Annotated in this window: 13 protein-coding genes; 8 read left to right on the top strand and 5 right to left on the bottom strand. The window is 44.1% G+C overall.

Features of this window, described 5'->3' with window-relative positions; genetic code table 11:
• Window positions 1-17: 17 nt before the first annotated feature.
• Together ettA and VRU48_RS09925 are read right to left on the bottom strand one after the other, a co-directional pair.
• Window positions 18-1,697, bottom strand: a complete 1,680-nt coding sequence (ettA, locus tag VRU48_RS09930; protein ID WP_330107784.1) for an energy-dependent translational throttle protein EttA — start codon at window positions 1,695-1,697, stop codon at window positions 18-20.
• A 142-nt stretch (window positions 1,698-1,839) separates the two neighbouring features.
• Window positions 1,840-2,073 carry a hypothetical protein gene (locus tag VRU48_RS09925; RefSeq protein WP_330107783.1) on the bottom strand — a complete coding sequence of 78 codons (234 nt, stop codon included), beginning with the start codon at window positions 2,071-2,073 and terminating at the stop codon, window positions 1,840-1,842.
• A 464-nt stretch (window positions 2,074-2,537) separates the two neighbouring features.
• Here VRU48_RS09925 and VRU48_RS09920 point away from each other — a divergent pair, with 464 nt between their 5' ends.
• Window positions 2,538-5,075 (top strand): ATP-dependent Clp protease ATP-binding subunit, encoded by a 2,538-nt coding sequence (locus tag VRU48_RS09920; RefSeq protein WP_330107782.1) that lies wholly within the window; start codon window positions 2,538-2,540, stop codon window positions 5,073-5,075.
• 84 nt (window positions 5,076-5,159) lie between these two features.
• A complete protein-coding gene (locus tag VRU48_RS09915; RefSeq protein ID WP_330107781.1) occupies window positions 5,160-5,672 on the top strand; it encodes a CAP domain-containing protein in 513 nt (170 codons plus the stop codon).
• A 163-nt stretch (window positions 5,673-5,835) separates the two neighbouring features.
• Here VRU48_RS09915 and VRU48_RS09910 read toward each other — a convergent pair whose 3' ends face one another.
• The 3 genes from VRU48_RS09910 to VRU48_RS09900 all read right to left on the bottom strand — a co-directional run bounded on the left by VRU48_RS09910 (window position 5,836) and on the right by VRU48_RS09900 (window position 9,273).
• The gene (locus VRU48_RS09910; RefSeq protein WP_330107780.1) at window positions 5,836-6,711 is read right to left on the bottom strand and encodes an ATP-grasp domain-containing protein; all 876 of its coding nucleotides are present in this window, start codon (window positions 6,709-6,711) and stop codon (window positions 5,836-5,838) included.
• Window positions 6,712-6,846: 135 nt separating this feature from the next.
• Window positions 6,847-7,920, bottom strand: a complete 1,074-nt coding sequence (locus VRU48_RS09905; protein WP_330107779.1) for a PA0069 family radical SAM protein — start codon at window positions 7,918-7,920, stop codon at window positions 6,847-6,849.
• Window positions 7,921-8,040: 120 nt separating this feature from the next.
• The gene (locus tag VRU48_RS09900) at window positions 8,041-9,273 is read right to left on the bottom strand and encodes a carboxypeptidase-like regulatory domain-containing protein (protein WP_330107778.1); all 1,233 of its coding nucleotides are present in this window, start codon (window positions 9,271-9,273) and stop codon (window positions 8,041-8,043) included.
• 122 nt (window positions 9,274-9,395) lie between these two features.
• Here VRU48_RS09900 and VRU48_RS09895 point away from each other — a divergent pair, with 122 nt between their 5' ends.
• The 6 genes from VRU48_RS09895 (at window position 9,396) to VRU48_RS09870 (ending at window position 23,864) form a co-directional block, all read left to right on the top strand.
• Window positions 9,396-10,121: a LytR/AlgR family response regulator transcription factor gene (locus tag VRU48_RS09895; RefSeq protein ID WP_330107777.1), complete on the top strand. Its 726-nt coding sequence runs from the start codon at window positions 9,396-9,398 to the stop codon at window positions 10,119-10,121.
• A 28-nt stretch (window positions 10,122-10,149) separates the two neighbouring features.
• Window positions 10,150-12,279 (top strand): tetratricopeptide repeat-containing sensor histidine kinase, encoded by a 2,130-nt coding sequence (locus VRU48_RS09890; RefSeq protein ID WP_330107776.1) that lies wholly within the window; start codon window positions 10,150-10,152, stop codon window positions 12,277-12,279.
• Between the two features lie 37 nt (window positions 12,280-12,316).
• Window positions 12,317-12,451 carry a hypothetical protein gene (locus VRU48_RS09885; protein WP_330107775.1) on the top strand — a complete coding sequence of 45 codons (135 nt, stop codon included), beginning with the start codon at window positions 12,317-12,319 and terminating at the stop codon, window positions 12,449-12,451.
• Between the two features lie 857 nt (window positions 12,452-13,308).
• Window positions 13,309-14,994: a collagen-like domain-containing protein gene (locus VRU48_RS09880; RefSeq protein WP_330107774.1), complete on the top strand. Its 1,686-nt coding sequence runs from the start codon at window positions 13,309-13,311 to the stop codon at window positions 14,992-14,994.
• Between the two features lie 32 nt (window positions 14,995-15,026).
• Window positions 15,027-16,712, top strand: a complete 1,686-nt coding sequence (locus tag VRU48_RS09875) for a hypothetical protein (RefSeq protein WP_330107773.1) — start codon at window positions 15,027-15,029, stop codon at window positions 16,710-16,712.
• Window positions 16,713-16,721: 9 nt separating this feature from the next.
• Entirely contained in the window at window positions 16,722-23,864 is a 7,143-nt protein-coding gene (locus tag VRU48_RS09870; protein WP_330107772.1) for a hypothetical protein, read from the top strand.
• Window positions 23,865-23,867 lie beyond the last annotated feature (3 nt).

Raw genomic sequence — 23,867 nt, 5'->3', positions numbered from 1 at the left:
ACAAGAGCTAGTTTTTGCTAGCCTAGTTTTTTATACTTGATGCGATGCGGTGTTACATCGCCGAGGCGTTTCTTGCGGTTTTCTTCGTAGTCAGAGTAATTGCCTTCAAAGAAATAAACCTCAGAATTGCCTTCAAAAGCCAGAATATGCGTACATATACGGTCTAAGAACCACCTATCGTGACTGATCACTACCGCACAACCACCAAAGTTTTCTAAAGCTTCTTCCAAGGCACGCAAGGTGTTTACATCGATATCGTTGGTAGGCTCATCGAGCAACAATACATTGGCACCTTTTTTTAGCGTAATGGCCAAATGCACGCGGTTTCGTTCTCCACCTGATAAAATGCCCACTTTCTTTTGTTGGTCGGCACCATTGAAATTGAATTTCGATACGTACGCGCGGCCGTTAACCGCCTTATTGCCTAACTGGATATTGTCTAATCCATCGGTAATGTTTTCATAAACGGTTTTGTTGGCATCGAGGTCGTTGTGCATCTGGTCTACATAGCCCAAAGCAACGGTTTCGCCTACCCTAAAGGTACCCGCATCAGCTTGTTCCTGTCCGGTAATGAGCCTGAACAAGGTAGTTTTACCCGCGCCGTTTGGTCCGATAATGCCTACAATGCCCGCAGGAGGAAGCGAGAAGCTCAGGTTTTCGAACAAGATTTTATCGCCATAGGCTTTGGTTACGTTGGTAGCTTCGATAACTACATTGCCCAAACGCGGGCCCGCAGGGATAAAAAGCTCCAATTTTTCTTCGCGTTCTCTGCCGTCTTCCGAGGCCAGTTTGTCGTAGTTGGCCAAACGTGCTTTCGATTTCGCATGACGTGCTTTTGGTGCCATTCGGACCCATTCCAGCTCGCGCTCTAATGTTTTTTGGCGTTTGCTCTCGGTTTTTTCTTCCTGTGCCAAACGTTTGGCTTTTTGGTCTAGCCACGAAGAGTAGTTGCCTTTCCACGGAATGCCTTCGCCACGGTCGAGTTCCAAGATCCAGCCTGCTACATTATCTAGGAAGTACCTGTCGTGGGTAACGGCAATAACGGTTCCCTTGTAGTTTTGTAAGAATTGCTCTAACCAGTCGATGCTTTCGGCATCCAAGTGGTTGGTAGGCTCATCGAGTAGCAGCACATCAGGCTCTTGCAGCAACAGGCGACACATGGCCACACGGCGACGCTCACCTCCCGATAGCACGCCGATTTTGGTTTCAGGATCTGGACAACGCAGGGCATCCATGGCTCTTTCCAATTTATTGTCGAGCTCCCAGGCATTAACCGCATCTATTTTGTCTTGCAGTTCGCCTTGGCGCTGCATCAGTTTATCCATTTTGTCGGCATCCGAATAGTTTTCTTCCAAACCGAAAGCCTCATTGATTTCTTCGTATTCTTTTAAGATGGCAGTAATTTCGGCTACGCCTTCTTCTACCACTTCGCGAACGGTTTTTTCAGGGTCGAGCTCTGGCTCCTGCGCCAAATAGCCTACCGAGTAGCCCGGAGAAAACACCACTTCGCCTTGGAAAGATTTGTCTAAACCGGCAATAATTTTCAGCAATGACGATTTACCAGAGCCGTTTAAACCAATTACGCCGATTTTTGCGCCGTAAAAGAAAGAGAGATAAATATTTTTAAGAACCTGTTTTTGTGGCGGATAGATTTTGCTCACCCCCGCCATTGAAAAGATTATTTTTTCGTCTGACATAATTTATAGTGTTTGTGCAAAGATGGTTAAAATGATGGAAAATGTAAGGCGGAAAATGCAAGAGGTGTTTTGGAGGGCTTATCGCATAAAAAAGCCACTTCAATTTTCGAAGTGGCCTTTAAAAGATTTCCGTTCGCTTAGCTTACATGTCTATTGCCGGAGCGCAAGGATCTGGATCGTTCGGCGTTGGATCTACCGGCCTGGCGCATGGGTTCGGTTCGCAAAGGTTAGCCGAGGCATAGGCCAAATAAGCCGATGGATAAGGCCACTCGCACGAACAGATTGGACACAGAGGATGCATCGGCTCTTCGCCGCCACCTCCCAAAACTTTCTTCAGCTCATTTCTGCTGAGTTTTGAAACGGATGATGTTTTCATATTTTATAAATGGTTAAGGTTGAACCTAAATATAAAAAAACAAAACGTGAATCAGGCCGTATGGATACAGAATGTAAAAAAAGTGAACTTTTAAAGCTGGTTGCTGTGGATGCTGATTGAGCCAAGGGAAATGCAACATACTGTCAAAACTGCTCGTTTGCCTATAGCGAATGTAACAATTTGTCAGTTTTTGACGGGAGCTAAAACCTTACAAAAAACCGACAATATCATGGCTCTTTGCACCTAAATTAGATTTTTGATGATAAAAACCTAATTTCTATCGGATTACGTAGATGCTAAAAACAGAAACTTCTTGGCGCAATTTGTTGTTTTTTGTTTAAGCTTGAAGAAACTATTGGTATTATCCACCAAAATGGCGTAATTGTTGATAAAATATAAAAATCTGGAGGCCGTATTTATAAAACAAATTTATAGTTTAGAGTCGTCCCGATTACACACATATTATGGAAGCTAAATTTTCACCACAGGTAAAAGATGTGATTTCTTTCAGCAGGGAAGAGGCCCTGAGGTTAGGACACGATTATATAGGTGCCGAGCACTTGTTGTTGGGCCTTATTCGCGAAGGTGACGGTATGGCCATAAAGATTTTGAAATCATTATCGGTTGATACTTCTAAACTTCGCCGCTCCATTGAAGAGGCCGTTCGCGGTACTTCGAGCGTAACGGTTAATTTGGGAAATATTCCATTGACCAAACAGGCTGAAAAAGTATTGAAGATTACTTATTTAGAAGCAAAAATATTTAAAAGCGATTTGATCGGTACAGAGCACTTGTTGCTGTCTATCTTAAGAGATGACGACAATATTGCTTCGCAGATTTTGTTGCAATACGGCATTACCTACGAAATCTTTAAACAAGAGGTTGAGGTAAACAAAAACGGCTTTAGGGATGAGGCACAGGGAGGCGGTACTTCTAGCGGTGGCGACGACGACTACCAAGAGGAGGAAAGCTTCAGCACGCCTAAAAAAGTTTCAGATATTAAATCTAAAACCCCGGTATTGGATAATTTTGGTCGCGATTTGACCCGTGCGGCCGAAGAAGGCCGTTTAGATCCGATTGTAGGTCGCGAAAAGGAAATCGAGCGTGTTTCGCAAATCCTTTCACGCCGTAAAAAGAACAATCCGATTTTGATTGGCGAGCCTGGCGTTGGTAAATCGGCCATTGCCGAAGGTTTGGCTTTGAGGATTGTACAGCGCAAAGTATCGAGGGTATTGTTCAACAAAAGAGTAGTGACTCTAGACTTGGCTTCGCTGGTTGCCGGTACCAAATACCGTGGCCAGTTTGAAGAGCGCATGAAAGCAGTGATGAACGAATTGGAGAAATCGACTGATGTGATCCTGTTCATCGACGAGATCCACACCATTGTAGGTGCGGGTGGCGCTTCAGGTTCGTTAGATGCTTCGAACATGTTCAAACCGGCTTTGGCCAGGGGCGAAATTCAATGTATCGGTGCCACTACTTTAGACGAGTACCGTCAGTATATTGAAAAAGATGGCGCTTTAGACCGTCGCTTCCAAAAGGTAATGATCGAGCCGGCTACACCTGATGAAACCGTCGAGATCTTGAACCGTATCAAAGAGAAATACGAAGAGCACCACGGTGTTACTTATACGCCTGAAGCCATTAATGCCTGCGTGGCCTTAACTTCGAGGTATATTACTGATCGTTTCTTGCCAGATAAAGCCATCGATGCTTTAGACGAGGCAGGTTCGAGGGTGCATTTGACCAATATCCATGTTCCAGAAAACATTATCGCTATCGAAAGCAAGATAGAAGATATCAAGGTTGAAAAGAACAAAGTGGTGAAGAGCCAAAAATATGAAGAGGCTGCCAAGCTACGCGATACCGAAAAGAACCTTTTAGAGGAACTGGAACGTGCCAAAGCAGAATGGGAAGCCGAAACCAAAACCAAGCGTTACGAAGTAAGCGAAGACAATGTAGCCGAGGTGGTTTCGATGATGACTGGTATTCCGTTGCAACGTGTTGGACAAACCGATAGCGTGAAACTATTGAATATGTACGATACCGTGGCCGAGAAAATTATCGGTCAGGACGATGCCATCAAGAAACTGACCAAAGCCATCCAACGTACTCGAGCTGGATTGAAAGATCCTAAAAAACCAATCGGTTCGTTCATCTTCTTAGGTCCAACAGGGGTTGGTAAAACCGAGTTGGCTAAAGAATTGGCCCGTTTTATGTTCGACAGCGACGATTCGCTGATCCAAATCGACATGAGCGAATACATGGAGAAATTTGCGGTTTCGCGTTTGGTAGGCGCGCCTCCGGGATATGTGGGTTACGAAGAAGGTGGCCAGTTGACCGAAAAAGTTCGCAGAAAACCTTATGCGGTCATCTTGTTGGATGAAATTGAAAAAGCGCACCCTGATGTATTCAATATCTTGTTGCAGGTATTAGACGAAGGTCAGCTGACTGATAGTTTAGGACGCAAAGTAGATTTCAGGAATACCATTATCATCATGACTTCTAACATTGGCGCACGCCAGTTGAAGGATTTTGGTCAAGGTGTTGGTTTCTCTACTTCGGCCAAGGTTAGCCAAAACGATATCCACAGCCGTAGCGTAATCGAGAATGCGTTGAAACGTGCTTTTGCACCAGAATTCCTGAACAGGATCGACGATGTAATCGTGTTCAACAGTTTGGGCAAAGAAGAAATCTTCAAAATTATCGATATCGAGTTGAAATCGCTGTTTGGCCGTGTACACAACTTGGGCTATGAAGTGAAATTGACTGATGTAGCGAAAGATTTCATCGCAGAAAAAGGTTTCGACAGTAATTTTGGTGCCCGTCCGTTAAAACGTGCCATCCAGAAATATTTGGAAGATCCGATTGCAGAAGAAATTCTGAAGGGAGAAATCCACGATGGCGATACTTTGGAGATCGACTACAATAAGGAAAAAGAAGAAATTACCGTAGTGAACAAAAGCAGCGGTAAGAAAAAGAAAAAAGAAGAGGGCGCTTAATACCATGTCAAGCCCCAAATCGTTAAACACCTATCATGAACTTGGTAGGTGTTTTTTTTTGACCTTGCCGAAAGTACTACTGAAATGAAGAGATTTGTTATTTTGTCTGTCGTACTTCTTTGTTTTGCGCTAAGCTGTAAAGACAATAAGGCGGAGGCCAATCCTGATCAAAATGGGGATGCTGATGCGGTAAGTACCAATTTGGATAATGCACTTTTGCTCAAATTGGTCAATCAGGTACGGGCCAGTGGTTGCAATTGTGGTACAATGGCTATGCCTCCGGTACCGGCTTTAAGCTGGAGCAATGTCATTGCGAAAGCCGCTTATCATCATAGCAGCGATATGAACAAAAACAATTTTTTTACCCATGTTTCGTCTGATGGCAAAACCTTATCCGATCGTTTTGATGCGGTTGGTTATCCTTGGAAAGCTATTGCAGAAAATATTGCCAAGGGACAAAAAGACGAACAAACCGTGATGAATTCCTGGCTAAGTAGCGAGGGGCATTGCAAAAATATCATGAGCGCGAATTACAAAGAAATGGGAACTGCCAGAGTTGGAAGTTACTGGACACAGGACTTCGGGGCAAGGCGATAAATGAATAGCCACAGATTAACAGATTATCGGTTTTATGTTGATTAGATTGCAAATCCAAAGTTAGGTAGGTTTAGATTGGGAACTCGGCGAACATGAATAGCCACAGATTAACAGATTTTAATATTTATAACTAATCGGATTTCAAATGCCGACAGGCAAAGGATTAGTTGATCAGCTTTATTAAGGCTTGATAATATCGTTCGCAGGCATTGGGGTCTGTATTTAAAAACAGGAAAGGTTCGATGAGTTCCAGTTCCATCAATAAAAATTCGTCATTTACCACAGTGCCATCAACACGAGCGTATAGGCAGTTGTGGGCAAACTGGTCTACATATTGTTGTGCGTTTTTAAGCAATTGGGTAGGTGCTTCTTGAGGGTGTATGCTGCCACCATGGGCGTGTTGCACCCGGAAATCGCCGGTTTTGGCTTTTTTGAGTAGGGCATGACTAAATTGCTGGTCGAAAAACAAGAACGACCATTCGCCGTTTTCCTCAATCTCGGATAAGAAAGGCTGTACAATAAATGCTTCTTCGTTTATCAATGTGCCCAATTTGACATTAATTTCGTCAACATTGGCTTTGGTTACCTTAAAGGTATTCTTGGCCCCGCCACTTACGCAAGGTTTCACAATGAGTTTTTCAGTCTTAAATTCCTCAAAATAGCTGTTTAAGTTAACAAGGGTATCCTTTTCTAAGAAGATACTCGGCGTAACCAATAATCCTTTGGCTTTGATGTCTTGAAGGTAATGCTTGTCGGCATTCCATTTAACGGTAGCTGTTGGGTTAAGTAACCTCACATTTTTGGCTGTTAGCATTTCCAGCCAGGCATAAAAATCGGTGATGAGGTCGAAATAGTCCCAAGGCGATTTTAAGATGGCCAAATCGTAGTTCTCCCATTGGATTTGAGGATTATTCCAAATTACTTTTTCAATGTTTAAACCTTTATCCTGCAGAAATTCCAACAGTTTGTCGTCTTCGTTTACTACAGTTGGCGAAGCATAGGCTCCTTGATCTTGATAGGTGATTAAAGCAATTTTCATGGAATGGGGTTGAAAATCAAAAGTAGCAAATGGCGGGGTGATGCCCAAGCGGACTTTGTAACGGAATTGCAAAAATGTGGCATGGATTAAAAATTCACAGCTATGGTGGTCGGGAAAGCATTTCCCGACCAGTGGTTAGAACAGGCTCAACTGGCTTTTAGGAACTTTGAACTGGCTACGGTCTAACTGGATTTGTTCCTGGTTCAATCCGTTTAGCCTGCAATGCAATTTAAAGGTATCGCGTATCATTTGGGCAAAATTGCCTTCGCCACGCATCCGCATGCCATAACGGCTATCGTTTACTTCGCCATTGTGGCAGCTTTGTATGGCATGCCACACTTTTTCAAAACGATCGGGGAAATTCTTTTGCAACCAATCTTCAAAAATGGTACTGATGGCTCCGTTCAATCGAACTACGGTATAGCCCGCCGATTTGGCACCATTATCGGCCACCGCCTTTAAAATAGCGGGCATTTCGTGGTTGTTGAGGCCCGGAATCATGGGGGCGGCCATAACGCCAGTAGGCAGACCAACCTTGCTTAGTTCTTCTATAATTTTAAGGCGTTGCTTGGCGGTAGTGGTACGCGGTTCGAGCTTAAGCCTTAGTTTTTCGTTTAAACTGGTTATCGAAACAAATACCATGGCTAGGTTTAGTTTGGCCATTTCCTGCAAAATATCCAGATCCCGTAAAATGAGGGCATTTTTGGTAATCATGGAAATAGGCTGCTTATAGGCCAAGGCAATTTCGAGCAGCTGACGGGTTAGCCTAAACTTGCGTTCGGCAGGTTGGTAGCAATCGGTATTGCCCGATAGGGAGATGGGATAGGCGTCCCATGATTTTTTCTCGAGAAACTTCTTGAACAGTTCTGGCGCATCTTTTTTGACAATGATTTTTCTTTCAAAATCCAAGCCGGCGCTAAAGCCCCAATATTCGTGCGAATTGCGGGCATAGCAGTAAATGCAGCCGTGTTCGCAGCCCTGGTAGGGGTTGAGCGAGTAGGCCATGCCCACATCCGGGCTATCCACCTTGTTTACTACCGATTTGGAAGTGCCGATAATGAAACTTGTTTTGCCACTGGTTTCCTCCCAATCGTCAATAGCTTCTACATGCGCTTTGCTTAAAGAGTTTTTAAGAAACCTATTAACCGTATTGATTTGGGCACCCCGGCCATTAAGATAATCGTCTTTGTTTTCTTCTCCGCTAACCATATTTAAAATTGCTAAAAATATTAGTAATTTTAAATTAATGTTTTCAACAGGGTGGTGAATAACTTTTTGGTAAAAAACACCAACAGATGCTGAGGAATAAAAAGCTTAACAGCTTGGAACCTATTTCTTGATGGTCGAAATGTAATCCATAGGCACCAGGTCGGCTACTTTTTCGTAGGCCCAAAAGCCTTTGTATAAGGTGCTTCGAGGGTCTACCACACCACCGTTGGCATAAAAACGCACAGGAGGTTCGAGCAGGCTTACCACAGAAACCTGGTAGTTTGGCATATCCATTGGTCTGTTTTGCCTGTTTCCCGAAAAATCGTACTCGGGCGTTTCGCGTTCGTTCTTGTAAATCACATACAGCTCGTCCTTAAAGTTCATGGTTTTGATATCGCTGTTGTAGGTTTTGACCAAGGTATCAACCAGTACATCGGCACGGCTAAGCACGCTCATGGTTAGGGGCTCGCGTTTTTGCTTGAGCCAGTAGGCCAGAGAATCGCCACTGGTAAAGGTCAGTGCACGGGTAAGTCCGTTTTGGCCGGTAGTTAGGCGTTTGATGTTGGCATTGATCAGGCTGTCGGGCTTGCGGTTGGTATTGGGAATGGAAACCAGTTTGTTGATCACGAAGCCATCTTGGGCAATGGTATTGTGGTATAAAGATTTAAAGAAATGCTGAATAGAGCCGTTATAGGCTATCTCGCGTGCCTGTTGCCATTTCTTTTGCTTCGATTTGCTGCCCTTCATTTCCTCAAAATAAGGATGTCCTGCATAAAAAACGATTTTTGATCTATAGTTGTATTCAAAATACTCGAGCAGGTATTTAAGTTTATAGCCCAAAGCCTTGTTTTCGATGACGATAAATTCGTTGGTCCTAACGGTCAGCATGCCGTTTTCCCTGTCGTCGTTAATGATGAGCACATCGGTATTCAGTATTTTGCATTGGGCGGCATTAGGCGATTTGCCGATAAAAAAATCCTTAAACAGGGCAATATGCGCCATCCGGTTAGGGTCGGGCTTAATCACTACCTCTTTCAGCATGACGGTATTTTCTTGAAGCAATGCTTCTATGTTTACCGATTTGTCGGCAATGACTACATTTTTTGAATAGGGCAGGTAGCCGATCATCTGTACCAGTACATCGTAGCTTCCGGGAGCCAAATTGGGAATAGAAAACTTGCCTTCGTTGTTGGTTACGGTCGAAATCTTATAGCCGCTGATGTAAATGGCGGCACCAGGCAGGGTTTCTTTTTGGTCTTTTACGGTACCGCTAATGGTATAGGTATTTTGCGCAAAAATATAGTTAGCGCACATGAGCAGCAAAATGAAGCTGGCCAGGAATTTTCTATTCATTCCGTAAATATAACTAATATTTTAGGTGCCTAAAATAAAAATGAACGTGTTCATATCGAAGCAGGTAACATTTTAATGGCTTTTTTTATGTATGTTTATAATAGACAATAGTCCTTTGTTTTATGAGCGTTCCCCTTACTTGCATTATTATTGATGACGACGATTTAGACAGATTGGCGGTAGAGGCCGAGCTTGCTAATCATGGCGATTTAAGATTGATAGGTAGTTTCAGCAACTGCCTAGAGGCCATCTGTTTTTTTAAGCAGCACCAGCCAGACGTATTGTTTACCGATGTAGACATGCCTGAAATCAACGGGATGGAAATGATCAAGACCATTAATCATTTGGGCTCTATCAACGTTATCATTTCTTCCCATCCCGAATATGCCCTGCAGGGTTTCCAGCTCAAGGCTTTTGATTTTATCCTGAAGCCTTTAACCAGCGATCGTTTTGAGGAGAGCATCAAAAGAATTGTAGATTTTACCCAGCTCAAAAGCAAAGCCGATGCCTACGACATTCTGTTCGAAAACGAAAAGATCATCTTTAAGGAAGGGCACAAAATTGTGAATATTAGCGCCAAAGAGGTCATTTATTTGGAGGCCTATGGCGATTATACCAAAATCGTAACGGGAAACAAGGTTTACCTGACCCTGATTACCTTGTCTAGTTTTCTCGAATCGTTGCCGGCAGGCAAGTTTATCCGTATCCATCGCAGCTATGTAATCGCCATAGGCAAGGTAAAATGCCTCAATGCCAAACAGGTTGACATGGGGAACAGCCGTCTGCCCATTGGCAAAACCTACCTGCGCGAAACCCGGGAGGTTTTGAGCAACTACATGGCCAATTGATTACATGGATTGAAATAACAGCTCTTTTATGTTTCCAAACGCTCGTTTTTATTTCGTTTTGTGGTTTTGCTGTTGCTGTCTTCAGTTGCAGGCGAAGCAATCGAATGATGAAAATAAAAAATGGCTGGATTATGCTACGCGTTTTTATAACAGAACTGTTGAAAGGGGCATTTTTAAAGAATTCGACAGTGTAATTGTAGTGGCCCGGAAAGGCGTGGGGCTCACCGCCAAAAACGATTACCATACCCTCTCGGCCTATTCCTTTTTCATTGGCCACACCTATAAGGTACAGCTCAAAAACGACAGCGCATTTTTTTACCTCGAGCAGAGCGCCAGGTACGGCATACTTGGTCAAAATATGGCGTACGAAGTGATGGCACGGCAGCAAATCAATTATTTGAACCGTTACTTGGGCCGTTTTGAAGAAACCAAGCCCCATGTAAAGCGCCTGCATCAATTGCTCCCTTTGGCTAAAGACGATGCCATTAAAGACCGTATCTTATCGGCGTTGAGCGAAGAATATTTAGGCACCGGTGATTATCATAAAGCCATTTCCTATATTCTCGAGTCGCTGCCCTTAAAAGAGAAGATACTGGCTCAAAAGAAAGATTATACCTCGAAAGTAAGTTTGGGTTTGGCCTATGCCAGCTTGGGTAATCTTTACCTGCAGCTGCATCAAAACCAAAATGCCCTCAATAGCTTCAAATTGGCCGCGCCCTATTTTGAACGATATATGGGCGCCAAAATCAGGCTGTACATTAATTTTGAACAGGTTTACCTGAACATGCACAAGGTAGATAGCGCCAAAATCTATTACGACAAGGTGTATGGCGCCATGGTCGATAAAAAACTATTCTATGCCAGGTCCGAATTAAGTGCAGTGAACAGGCTGTTTGCCTCCTATTATTTGGATAAGGATATTGAGTTGGCTAAAAAATATGCTACAAAAGCCTATCAGCTCGGCATGGAATCGGAAAGCAAGGAAGCCATGTTGTATGCGCTCAACCTGATGGGCAACCTGAACTACGAACTGAAGGATTACCACAAGGCCGTAACCTATTTAGAAAAGGCTTTGCCTGGGTCGTATTCCTTTAGCAAGGATGTTTATGCCTCTATTATGCTCAAGCTGGCCCAGAGCTATGAAAAATTGGGCAATAATGGCAAAGCCTTGAAGTATTACAAAGACTACAATGCCTTGTCGAGCAAAATTTACCAAGACAAGTCTGACGAGCAGATTGCCAACATCGAGTTCAAATATAAAAATGCCGAAAAAGAAAAGCAGATTGATTACCTGTCTAACGAACGTTTAGCTGCCAATAAGTTGCTGAAACAAAAGAACCAATTACAATTGGTCCTGATTATTGCCTTTGGCCTTGCCCTGCTTGTGATTATCCTGATTTACCGAAATTATAGAAACAAGAACAAATCAAATGTTTTGTTGCATCGATCCAACGCAGAGCTAGATTTGGCAAACAAAAAACTGGCCGAAGCCAACCAAACCAAGGCACGGCTCTTCGGTATCATCAGCCACGATTTGCGCAGTCCGGTAAGCCAGCTTTTTACTTTTCTTAAGCTGCAGCAAACCAGGGCAGGCTTATTGACCGAAGACCAAATGGCAAGCCATCAAAAAAAGCTGATCCAATCTTCAACCGCTTTGCTGGCTACCATGGAAGACTTGCTGTTATGGTCGAAAACCCAGATGGAACATTTTGAACTCCATCTTTCAAATGTAGCTGTGGCCGATTTGTTTGCCCAGGTGGCTGATTTGCTGCAAAGCCAGGCTGATGCCAAAGAAATACAGCTGGCTCTCGTTGTAGCAAGGGTAGAAAGCATAAGTACTGATGCAAATTTGTTATTGATTATCTTGCGCAATTTAGTTCAGAACGCCATCAATAATTCTTTTGAGCATACAACTGTTGAATTGAAAGCTGGCCTAAACGAAAAGGAGCAAGTTTATATTGCTGTAACTAATAAGGGGGAGGTTATTCCAAACGATCAGCTTCAAATATTAATGGGCAACAAGCAGTTGAAAAGCAAATCTTCGGGTTATGGCTTATTAATTGTTAAAGAGCTTGCAGTAAAAATTAATGCCCAGCTAGCCATGAGCAGCACGGCCGAACATGGCACGGAGATGGTTCTTGTTTTCGGAAAAGAATAGTTATATTTAACTAGTTATAAACTAAGAAATTGATGCTATGAAAAAAAACAACAAATCATTAAAGGCTATTGAAAAGTTCAAGGAAAAAGTTATTGTGTTGACCAAAGATGAACAAAAGAAAATCGTTGGTGGGGCAACTACAACCGAATATGCTATTTTAATAGGCTTGTAAAGTGTTTATGCTGATGAGCATAAAAGCAATTGAACCTTTGATGGCTGGTATCATTACCAGCCATTTTAATAATAACCTTTAAGAAAATTGGTTTGTCGCAAAGGTATTTCCCCTTTTGTCATATGGAACAGACCTAAAATGCATTTCATCTTCTGCAATATTGGATTATAAACGCGAAAATTGTTTAAAGTCGCGTATCAGGGGTATATGAAATAGCCCAACGAAAAGCAAGCTAGTTCTAGGGCAGTTGAAAACGCTGCTTTTTTAGCTTGTAGGTATTTGAGAATCGGATTATCCTGCCAAGCGCTTTGGGCGATACAGCCATTTTATAATTACAAAGCCTTTCAAACTGCCTTAGACTTCGGCAATGAGGCGAAGCAGTTTTTCTAATAGGAAGCTAGCCTCCAGATTGTATGAAGGTATTAATGGCACGTACAAAGGGCCATTTAAAAAGCTTAAACGCTCTTTCAGAGAAGACTAGATAATATGGTTTTGTTGGCTGGTTATAGCAACTTCGGAGAAGCGTTCAATGATCTTGTTGGTTTCATTTCCTAAAAACAGTTTTGCATCATAATAATTATTCAGCAGTAGCGAATTAAAAGGTACCTGTATGCAGGTGCTTTTCGAAAAAGCCTAAGCCAATTTCCCTTTAACGATTATTCCTATCCGTTCGTCGATAATTTGCCGGATGCACCTCCTGGCGGGCTAATTTCATGTATCCGAAAAGATACATTGATGAAGATGCGTTCTCCCATAAAAACAGCCATACGGTTTGCCCCGAGCAACAGGCAATTTTAAGGCTTTATGATTTCGGTTAACGTGTTAAGGCATCAAATTTTTCAAATAAAGGAACCGATATGAAGAACAATTACTTTTTTTTACTGATTTGTTTGGTTGGCATTGTGCTAGGGTCATGCTCCGAGTCGGGTTTGACGGGCCCAGAAGGTCCGGCCGGACCCCAAGGTGCGGCTGGTGCAGCCGGAGCTGTTGGCGCTGCGGGTAAAGATGGCAGTATAATTTATAGCGGTATAGGCACACCTGCCGGAGCCTTAGGCACAACCGGCGATTATTATCTTGATCGTTCTGCAGGAAGTTTGTATGGTCCAAAAACAGGAACAGGCTGGGGCACCCCCATTACTTTGATGGGCGCTGCTGGTACCAACGGCACCAATGGCAGCACTACTTTAAGTGGCAGTGGTACACCGACAGCCTCGGCAGGGGTGGTAGGCGATTATTATTTAGATAAAACCAATTACTTGTTATACGGACCAAAAACAGCCAGTGGCTGGGGCGCACCTATTTTGTTGCGTGGTGCCGATGGTACACAGGGCCCTGCAGGCGCGGCTGGTAAAGACGGCAGCATCATTTACAGTGGCACTGGAGTTCCATCTAATACAATAGGTCTTAATGGCGATTATTATCTGGATAAGAATACGGGCAATCTTTATGGCCCCAAAACAACCGCAGGTTGGGGAGCACCACTTGTTCTTAAAGGCACAAATGGTACAAATGGAACTAACGGTACAAATGGCACCAACGGCAGTACTACTTTAAGTGGCAATGGCGCGCCAGTTGGTGGCATAGGCAACTTGGGCGATTACTACCTGGATAAAACCAACTATTTATTATATGGCCCTAAAGATAATACGGGCTGGGGCGTTCCTATTCTTTTGCGTGGTGCTGCGGGTGCACAAGGTCCAGCGGGTCCGGCAGGTGCAGATGGTACAGTAATTTATAGCGGAGAAACTGCCCCAGATACGGCATTGGGTAAAACCGGTGATTTTTATATTTCTAGACTCCCAGTTATGCTTTATGGCCCAAAAACAGCTGGATTTGGTTGGGGTGTTGGAACGAGTTTAAAAGGCGCTGATGGAAGCAATGGAGCAAACGGTACGAATGGAAATACTTTGCTTAGCGGAACCTACGCACCACAAGACACCACTGGCCGAAATGGAGATTTTTATATCGCGTTATACGATTATAAGATATACGGACCAAAAGCCAACGGAACTTGGCCAGCTGGAGTGTCGTTAAAAGGTGCAGATGGCAATGCCAATGTAATGGCTTTTGAAACTACCGATGCTTCGACATTCGATTTTCCAAGCATTTTTATTGGTGGCTCGTCTAGCATGAATGTGATTTTAAGAATGGACAGGCATGTATTGCCTAACGATACCACCACTGTTTTTAATATTCCGTTAACAGCGGTCGAAGCAGCGAAAAATGGAGTCGTATTGGTTTACATGAGAGTAGTTTCGCCCGGAACAACGAAGAAGTGGGTGCAGTTGTCCTATACCAATACAGAAAGTACTTCAATCCAGTATTATACCTATAAGTTGTTTACCGATACATATTCGGCCGCTGTTCGGATTTATGGAGCCACGGCCAGTACTACAGCATGGCTAAGTGTTGATAAGGTACGGATTGTGGTAACGCCTCCAAGTTCTACAGGGGTACTAAGCCAGGCCAACTTGCAATTGCCTATGCTGCAAACCATGCAACGCCTCAACCTAAAGGAAAGCGATTTTGTAAAACTGAAATAGCTGGCAACCATCCTCAACCATTTAAATAACTAATGATGAAAAGATTAGTGTTGCCTTTTGCTGTTGTGTTTGCCTTGGCTGTTTTGCCAAGTAAGGTGCTCTCGCAAGATTTGGGAACGATAGCCAAGCAAAAGCCCTTTGCGTTGACAGGGTCGTTTGGTTTGGGCATCGGCACCTACCATGTGAGTGGCATACCCGCTAGGCAACGCGAGTTTTCCTATCTTTTGAGCGGTGCGCCTACATTGTCGCTTTATGGTGTTGCTTTTCCGTTTTCGGTAGTGGTTAGCGACCAGCAGAAAAGCTATACACAACCTTTTAACCAATATGGCATTAGTCCAACCTACAAATGGGCAACCTTTCATGCCGGCTGGCGAAGCCTGGAATTTTCGCCTTTTACCTTGGCCGGACATAACTTTTTAGGGGGCGGCGTAGAATTAAATCCTGGCAAGTTAAGGCTGGGATTTATCTATGGCCGCTTTAACAAAGCCATAGAGGCCGATCCCAATCAGCCTTTGGCACTGGCGCAGCAACTGGCCTATAAAAGAACCGGCTATAGTGTAAAGGTAGGCGTAGGCACAGAGCGCAACCACTTCGACCTTATTTTTTTAAAGGCGAAAGACCATGTCAATTCTTTAAGTACTCCACCTTCTGTGGAACTGAGTCCTTCAGAAAACATGGTGCTGGGCTTTTCTTCCAAATTTAGCTTCCTCAAGCATTTTGTAGTCGAAATGGATGCTTCGGGGAGCATTTATACACGTAATGTGTTGTCAGATACCGTACAAAACCTGAAACTTGATAAAATCAGCTTTATTAAAAAACTGATTACGCTCAATGCCTCTACGCAGCTGCTTACCGCGGCACAGACCAGTATCGGCTATAATGCCCAAAATTATGGCATAAAGTTGATGTACCGCAGGGTAGACCCCGATTATAAAAGTATGGGCGCCTATTATTTCGAAACCGATGTTCAAAACTATACCGTAGAAGGCATGTTGAAGCTGATGAAAGGCCAATTGCAAGTGAACGGGAGTTTTGGCATGCAGAACGATAATATTCTGCACGACAAAGCCTATCGCTCTAACCGTAAAATAGGCAGTATCAATGCCTCTTTCAACAAAACAAATTACGGCATCGATGTGCGCTACACCAATTATGGCATTACACAAGACCGCGGCCTCAATCCCATTATTGATATGTTGCGGGTAGCACGTACCAACCATAACCTCAACACGGTGCTGCGGTACAACATCAACCAGGAAAGTATAACGCACGGTTTTATTTTGGTAGGCAATATCCAGTCGCTGGTCGATTTGAACGAATATACCGCGCCAAACAGCAAATCGAACAGCAAGTCGGTTAATTTTTCTTATCAGTTTGGCTTGCCTAAAAAGAGCCTTGCGGCCAATGCCAATATCAATTATACGGTGGCCGATGTAGCTTTTGGCCGTACGGTTTTTTATGGGCCTACGTTGGGCGTAAGCCAAGCGGTTAACCATGGCAAGCTGGGGCTCAATGCTTCGCTCAGTTACCAGTTGCAGCGCAATAACAACCTGAATGCCGGCAATATCTTCAGCGCCAATTTAAATGGATCGTACCGCATAAGTAAGCGCGACGCGGCCAATTTGCAGGTAAACTACCTTAAAAGCAACTCGAAAGACGTTACCCTGCCGTCGTTCAACGAAATCAGGACGAATTTGGGCCTAGTGCACTCTTTTTAAAATACAGCTATGAACAGTTTTAAAAAATATATCGCTTTGTTCGACAGTAAAAATTGGAATCCCTGGTTTGTGGTTTTTGTTTTGGTGCTGCTGCTGTTTTTATGGAATGCCAAAACGGTTTACGCACAAACCAATGCCGTAAACATTACGGTAAACATCGTTCCGCCCTATTCGCCTTATTATTCGGATTATTCTGGGCCCAATGCCAGTAAGGTATTGCTCATTATCCAAAATACCTCGGCAAGCCAATTAAAATTGAAGCTTACCGGTCAGCTGCAGGGCGATAACGGCATTAAAATCTCTACCAAATCTACCTATGTGCCTTTGCAACCTATTATCTTAAATCCCCGGGAAACCAAACAGCTCAATGGATTGGCTTTAAAAGATATTTTCGACCTCAACTCGCTTAATGTTTATGGCATTGACAAGGTAAAATTGGTACAGACTTCGCGTTTGCCAGAAGGCAACTATACTTTTTGTATCCAAGCGGTTGATATGAATACCAACCAGACCGTGTCGGCCACGGCACCTTTGGGCTGTACAACCATCAGCATTGCCTATCCCGATGCACCGGTACTCATCAATCCGTTGGCCAATGCCAGTGTGAAGGCCGTAGATCCGCAACTGCTTGTTTTCAACTGGATCAATGCGGGCTATGCGCCACCCGTTACCCAATATATTTTGCAAGTGGCCGAAATGCCTTTAACGGGCGGAGATCCTAATCAGATCCTGAATTCAACTTCTTTTCCGCTCATCAATAAAACATTGACCAGTACTTCTTATACCTTAAGTCAGCTTGATCCTCCCTTAAGAGTTGGCAAAAGATATGCCTGGCGGGTTCAGGCCATCGATCCAACAGGGCAAACCCTTTTTAAAAACGACGGCAGAAGCGGGGCTCTTGTGTTTACTTATGGCTCGCAGCTTATAACGCAGCAAATTGTAGACGATACCAAGCTTTACTTGATCAATCCCAACGAAAAGGAAAACATCGTTACGGTAACAGAGAAAAGCCCGCTTAATTTTGGCTGGGTGTTGGCCAAGGCAGGCACTTTAGAAGCCTCGGCCCTTAACAATGATAACCTAAAAAGCAAAAGCAAGTCGGCAGAGATAGCTATCGATACCAATCTGTACCGAAAACTAGGTGTTAAGCGCTACTTTTTAATTGTGATGAAAACCAATGCGGCCATTAACGAAGCGCCGGTGCTGTTTACCGCTGTACTAAGGGAAGAGAAAGGCACATTGCTCAGTAACTTTAAAAAATCGAAAAAAGAAGCACTTGCATTGGGCTTTGTAGACAAACAAAAATATACGCTACAGGTACAGGCATTGGATGCAGAAGGCAAGGTGCTTAAAAAATCTGAGGTAATCCCTTTTACCTTTGCAATTGCACAAGACCCCGAAAAGAGATTTTATGTGCAGGTTAAAACCCAATTGCGCTACCGCTTTAAAGATATGGCAGGCGATTATGCCGTAGCCAAAACACCGGTTACGGTTAAGGTTAGCGCAACCATGAAATCGGATAGGGCCATACGCAGCACCTATGTAGAAGGCAGTGCCGAAACCGATGAACAAGGGAATTTGAAATTGGTAGTGGGCATTTCAGAAAAATATAAAGATTGGAACCTTGATGCCTCCATGAGTATTGCCAATGCCTACTATGGCAGCGACAGCCTCAAAAAAATCCCTATTCCGGCCTTTAAATCAGATACCAATTATGTCGATTTGGGCAAGCAGTTTGCCAATGTTTTCGGCTATGGACTTAAACTCTATGTGCAAAAGGAGTTTCCCGTTTTTAAAATCAGTGGACAAGGCAAGTCGTGGCTGGCCGGAGGCAATGAACAAAACGATTTTGGCTATGACGCCGGAGGAAACCTGGTGTATCAGGTCAAAGCCAAACAATACGAAGCCGGAATCAATATCAGGCTATACCGCAAGGGCAAACAGACCTATATCCCGCCGGGAGAAGGCTCGGTCGTAAAATTGGGCCTCATTAAAAAAGAAAATGATGTGTTTGTAGCCGAAGGCAAAACACAGCTGGAAACCGTTGGCGGGGTAACCAAATCATTCGTGAAATTTGAAAAGCTCTTGTGCAATATTTATGAAGGCGACGAATATTATGCGCTGGCCATAGATGCAACCAATGTACTTAAAACGGCTCAAGCTGGCGGTACGAGCAAATATTACATTGCCGATGCCAGCAAGGCTACTTTGGGCGATGGCTATACCGCTACCGAGAAAACCCTTAAGTTTTTGCCTAAGCAAAAGATTGCTTATTCGCAATTTGAAGACACTTACGTTATCTTGTCAAACAAGCCACCACAATCGGTGATAAGCGGCCGTATTTCCTATCAATGGATGGGTAATCCCGATAAGGTGAAAAGAGCCTATGCCAATCAGCATTTCCATGTGGAGGTGGCCTATCGGATGAAATACAACAATGGTAAAACCGAATATATCGGGCCAAATGTAAGCAAGGAGGGCGAAGAGAATTATTTTGTAAAGGACTTTAATGGTGCCGATCAGAGCCTGGTATTGCTGCGCGATGCTGGCGTTGTTGCCGGCGAGGGCATTACCGATGCCACAGGACGCTTTACGCTACAGATAGACAATCTGGGGCCAAAAGGCGATGTTGGAAAAGGTTTCATGAGCCGTTCAAAAAACCCATTGGAAAATTGGCAAAAAAACAAAGAGAAACAACCGCCAAAACCAACTGTAGAGAGCATTTTGGGCCTGTACAACAAAGGTATGGAAGATCCTGATTGGGGAACAATGATTGGAGGCATAGGTGGCATGGTTACCTTGCCGGCCGACGGCCAAGATGCTATGGGCAAAAATACGGGTATGATCACTCAGCTATCAGGAGGGTTGAACATCACCCAAAGTGCAAATACTTTTGGCCAGTACCAAGTTGGAGCGGCTACCAAAGGCGTAAAAGCGGCAAGCCTGGGTGTTGGTGCGCTTCAGAAAGGCGGTCCGGCAAGTGCCGAAGATGAACAGCTATACGAAGAAGGAGCGGGTACTTTAGAAAGGGTATTTATCATTGTGCCCGATAACTACCACTTATGGGAGGCACAAGAACCTTTGGTGGTCCAGCCTTTCGAAGCCAAAGACGGGGGCGAGTTTACTTCGGCCGTTTGGGAAACCCAGCTAAAGGTTTTGGCTAAAGGCAGCAATGGCAACGTACTCAAAGGCATGAAGGTAATTTTCTTCAGAACCAAGGAGCAGAAGTTCCCGAATATGCCATTGGGCGAGGGCAATAATCTATATAAAACGGGCAAGCTGATCAATCCGCAAACCTTTAATGTTTCGAACGTAAACATGAAAGGCAATAAGCTGTCGGCTAACGGAATTTACAACCAGGAGTTCGAAAAGCTTTGGGAGGGAGAAACTCTATCAGACGGTACTTGCCTCATTCCCTATGTATTGGCTGGAACCGATTATTACATGCAGGTAACCAGCGATCCTGCCAAGGGAACAGAAACTTACGAGTCGTACATTACCTACATCGACAGGATATACAGTGATATCAGAAACATGACAGTAGTGCTCAACCCCTTAACCTCGCGTGTGGCAGGGCGGGTACTCGAAGATGGCCAAAGCTCGCAACCTGTAATGGGGGCTGCGGTATTGCTCAATGGCCAATGGTGCAGCACCTCAGATAAAGATGGCTATTTTGAAGTATTAGCCAGTAAAAAGAATTTTCCTTTGCCTGCCAATAAGCTAAAGGTGCTTGCCAATGGTTACGCCGATTATGAAAAGTCAATCCCCCCTATTACCAAAACCACCGGACAGCAATTTTCAGAACCAGTGTCGTTGAAACTGGGTGCATTGGCCAAAGGCTGGGTTGGTAATAGAGACCTGTTTGACATATTTAGCGGCAAACCTATAGGCGTACAGAGCTATATTCGCAGAAAAAATGGAGCAATGGTGCTCAGCGGAATGGATGGGGCTTATGCTATTAATATCAAATCTGGATCGCCTGCCGAAAGACTCGAAATCATTCCATTGGATGTGGCATTTTTCCGTGATACCATCGATGCCCATCCAGACTTGTCGTTCCTAACCGGAAAACGATATTACGACTTGGTGGTTTCGCGCAACCACCGCATGAATTTCGTAACCGCAACGCTCGATGGCAAAGGAGGACTTAAAACCGTTCCAGATATCAACATACAGGTAGACGATTATAAAAAAGTAACCAACAGCAGCGGAAGGGCCGATTTCAATTTCCAAAACGTATCGGTTAATAATTACAATGTGATCCTTACCGGCAACCCGAACGATAACTGGATTCCTCAGGTGTACAATGTTACCAATCAGGAAAGCAGAGACCCGGTATATTATTACATTAGCATGAAAGCCGGAAATACGATCAAAGGCACGGTTACCTTAGATGGCAAACCCGTAGGCAATGCCAAAGTATACCTTGAGTATAAAGCTAACAAAAGCGGTTTGCTGAGCAGCAATGCCACCTTGGTAGAAACGCGCTCGGGCAAAGACGGCAAGTTTACGTTAACCGGTATTCCGATAGATCCTTCGAAAGCCTATGTCATTGCCACTTTGGACACCAATTTTACGGTTACCGGCAATAAACAGCTGGCCTCAAGCAATGGTGCAAACGGACCTGTGTTGGCGCTTACTTCGCTCAAAGGCACCTTGGTTAAATCGTTGCATGGTTTCCCGCTTTCGGTTGAAGAGCTCAAGCCGGGCTCTAACAACGAATTTTTGGTAACCGGTGTGATCGATCTTACCAAAGGCTCTACGCCGTTTAAAATACACCAAGAAGATGCGATGGTGAGGGTGAGAGACGTGCGTTATAAGATTGATGGCGATAAAATGGTAGCCGTTAACAACGAGGTGCCGATAGAAGGCGTGAGCAATATTTCGCTCAAATACTTAAACCGCTATAACGTATTGCTCAGCAAGGCCGGAGGAAGCCTTAACGAACTAACGATCGCCAAAAATGCTGCCGGCAAAGGCGAGATTTTGGGAACCGCAAAAATTATAGACAACTCGTTCAACTATCCGGGTTCTTACCTCAACTTTACCAAGGGCGAAGATTTTTACCTGGCCGATAAGGTGAATGAAACTATCAATACCAAAATTGCCAGCATGACGGCCGTCTCCACAGATGCTGCATACCTGAGCTCTATCAAAAGCGGTATGCCTATTTTTTACAGCATGGTTAAAAAGGATTTCCAGATCAGCAATGCTTTGGGAGCACCAATCAAATTTAAGTTTATAGATTTTGATGCAACCGCCAATCCATTGAATTCTTATGTGGCCACCGATGGAAAAATACACCTTAACGTTAATCTCGATTGCAACATTGCCAATTCTAAGCCCAATAAATTTACGGTCGACCTGAAAGACGTGGTGCTCGACAACGACAAGGTATATCCGGGTACTGGTGCCCCGATAGAACTGACCTTGGAAAACTGGAAACTGATGGTGAACAACTGGACCTTTGATCCTCAAAAAGGAGGAATCTATTCGGCTACTTCGGTTATCAAAACCAATAAAATGGATATTCCGATCAAGTTTTTCAACCTGCGTAGCGATATGATGGCTATTGACGAAATAGATGTGAAGAACTTTGCCTTAGGTGGCGGGGTAACCAAATTGCAAAATATCGACGATAAAAACGCCGTGCTGATTTACGATACCAAAACGGGCAGCGACATGAGTCCGCATTGGCGATTGAGCATTGCCGGCAATACCCCTAAACCCGCCGCTCAGCTCATTGGCCTGCAGGGTTTGGGTAATCTGGATGTAAGCTATGTACAATTGCTCAGCAACGACGAAAGTATTTTGAGCTTGGCGCCAGTAACAAATCCAAGAATGGTTTTAGGCAATAAAATGGCGGCTTTTATGCCGTCGACCGTAACCAACGGCCCTGATTTCTTTGATGTAAATGGTACGCTCGATTTAAAGGCACCCAGAATGGCACCTTTTGCCATGGGGCTTAGCTATGGCAAAAACGGCCTGTCGTTTACCAAAGTCGATACAGAATTTGAAGGCAAAGGCTATGTACACTTTGTAGCGGCCAACAGAAACATTAGCATTACCCAAAACCAGGTAAAAATAGATGGCGACGTACTCGAAAAACCAAATAAAAGTTTCGAAACCATGCCAGCAGCATTCTATGCCGAAAGCAATGGCTACCATGTAGATTTGCAAACCAATTACATGTTGCCTTTAACGCCCGATAAAAACCAGCAGTTCCAGATTGCTTCTGGTGGCATGAAGGTAACCGATAACGATTGGAGCATCCTCTCTTTTACTGGCAAGATGGTTTCGGCTACAGAAGGCGTAAGAGATAACAAAATGACCTTTAACGTGTATGGCGATGTACAAGTTGACGGCGATAAGATCCAAACCGGCACCGACACCGAATTCGGGAAGTTCAAAATGGTTTACGATTTCAAGAAGCAAACCCTGCAGGGATCGCTCAATTTTCCGGAGACAGAATTTGGTGCCTATAGAATGGCTGGCAATTTAGAAATGATGATGGGCTCGAAAGGCTTTTATTTCTTGGGCAGCGGCAAGCTCAATACGGCCATCCCGGTAGTGGGTGGTGGCTATACCGTAGGCTTTTTGGTGAGCAGCTATAACGACAACGGAACGACCATATCGGAAAACACCTGGAACACTTTGCAGGCTTTCCAGCTCAATAAGAACAAGTGTTTTTACGAAAGCCACAAAACAGATTTCAAGGGCTTTTACCTTACGGCCGGCCGGAGCCTGATCGATTACCAGAAAGACTTTGATTTTGTGTTAGTCTCGGGTTTTGTAGAGGCCAAGGCTGCTGCAGAATTGAGTATCTGGGCTACATTTGGCGGAACCACTTCTATTGGTGCATCTATCGGTGCCACTGGAAGATTACGGGCTGGTATGTCGGCCATTACAGGTACCAGCATGTCGGGAGGTTTCGAAGCAAAAGGTGCTGCGATAATGAAATATGAGAATAAAAGCTTTAGCATAGCCGCCGAAGCCGAAGCCAGTTTTGATGCCCATGTTAAACAAAGCCTCCTATTTACCTCAATTAGCATAGATAAACACGTGGCTGCCCGTTTGCACCTCGGTACCGATGGCTATTCGCTCGAATTTTCGTCGGGAACCAAGCTACCCGATTGTCCACCAAAAAATTAGAAC

Origin of the sequence: Pedobacter albus, assembly GCF_036324255.1 — a bacterium.
Taxonomy (GTDB): Bacteria; Bacteroidota; Bacteroidia; order Sphingobacteriales; family Sphingobacteriaceae; genus Pedobacter; species Pedobacter albus.
The sequence above is the reverse complement of the archived record's forward strand: the minus strand, read 5'-3'. Positions and strand labels throughout refer to the sequence as shown.

What these genes read in the sequence shown, in the direction of transcription:
- ettA (WP_330107784.1), bottom strand. Translation starts at nt 1,697, where the DNA reads ATGTCAGACGAAAAAATAATCTTTTCAATGGCGGGGGTGAGCAAAATC.
- VRU48_RS09925 (WP_330107783.1), bottom strand. Translation starts at nt 2,073, where the DNA reads ATGAAAACATCATCCGTTTCAAAACTCAGCAGAAATGAGCTGAAGAAA.
- VRU48_RS09920 (WP_330107782.1), top strand. Translation starts at nt 2,538, where the DNA reads ATGGAAGCTAAATTTTCACCACAGGTAAAAGATGTGATTTCTTTCAGC.
- VRU48_RS09915 (WP_330107781.1), top strand. Translation starts at nt 5,160, where the DNA reads ATGAAGAGATTTGTTATTTTGTCTGTCGTACTTCTTTGTTTTGCGCTA.
- VRU48_RS09910 (WP_330107780.1), bottom strand. Translation starts at nt 6,711, where the DNA reads ATGAAAATTGCTTTAATCACCTATCAAGATCAAGGAGCCTATGCTTCG.
- VRU48_RS09905 (WP_330107779.1), bottom strand. Translation starts at nt 7,920, where the DNA reads ATGGTTAGCGGAGAAGAAAACAAAGACGATTATCTTAATGGCCGGGGT.
- VRU48_RS09900 (WP_330107778.1), bottom strand. Translation starts at nt 9,273, where the DNA reads ATGAATAGAAAATTCCTGGCCAGCTTCATTTTGCTGCTCATGTGCGCT.
- VRU48_RS09895 (WP_330107777.1), top strand. Translation starts at nt 9,396, where the DNA reads ATGAGCGTTCCCCTTACTTGCATTATTATTGATGACGACGATTTAGAC.
- VRU48_RS09890 (WP_330107776.1), top strand. Translation starts at nt 10,150, where the DNA reads ATGTTTCCAAACGCTCGTTTTTATTTCGTTTTGTGGTTTTGCTGTTGC.
- VRU48_RS09885 (WP_330107775.1), top strand. Translation starts at nt 12,317, where the DNA reads ATGAAAAAAAACAACAAATCATTAAAGGCTATTGAAAAGTTCAAGGAA.
- VRU48_RS09880 (WP_330107774.1), top strand. Translation starts at nt 13,309, where the DNA reads ATGAAGAACAATTACTTTTTTTTACTGATTTGTTTGGTTGGCATTGTG.
- VRU48_RS09875 (WP_330107773.1), top strand. Translation starts at nt 15,027, where the DNA reads ATGATGAAAAGATTAGTGTTGCCTTTTGCTGTTGTGTTTGCCTTGGCT.
- VRU48_RS09870 (WP_330107772.1), top strand. Translation starts at nt 16,722, where the DNA reads ATGAACAGTTTTAAAAAATATATCGCTTTGTTCGACAGTAAAAATTGG.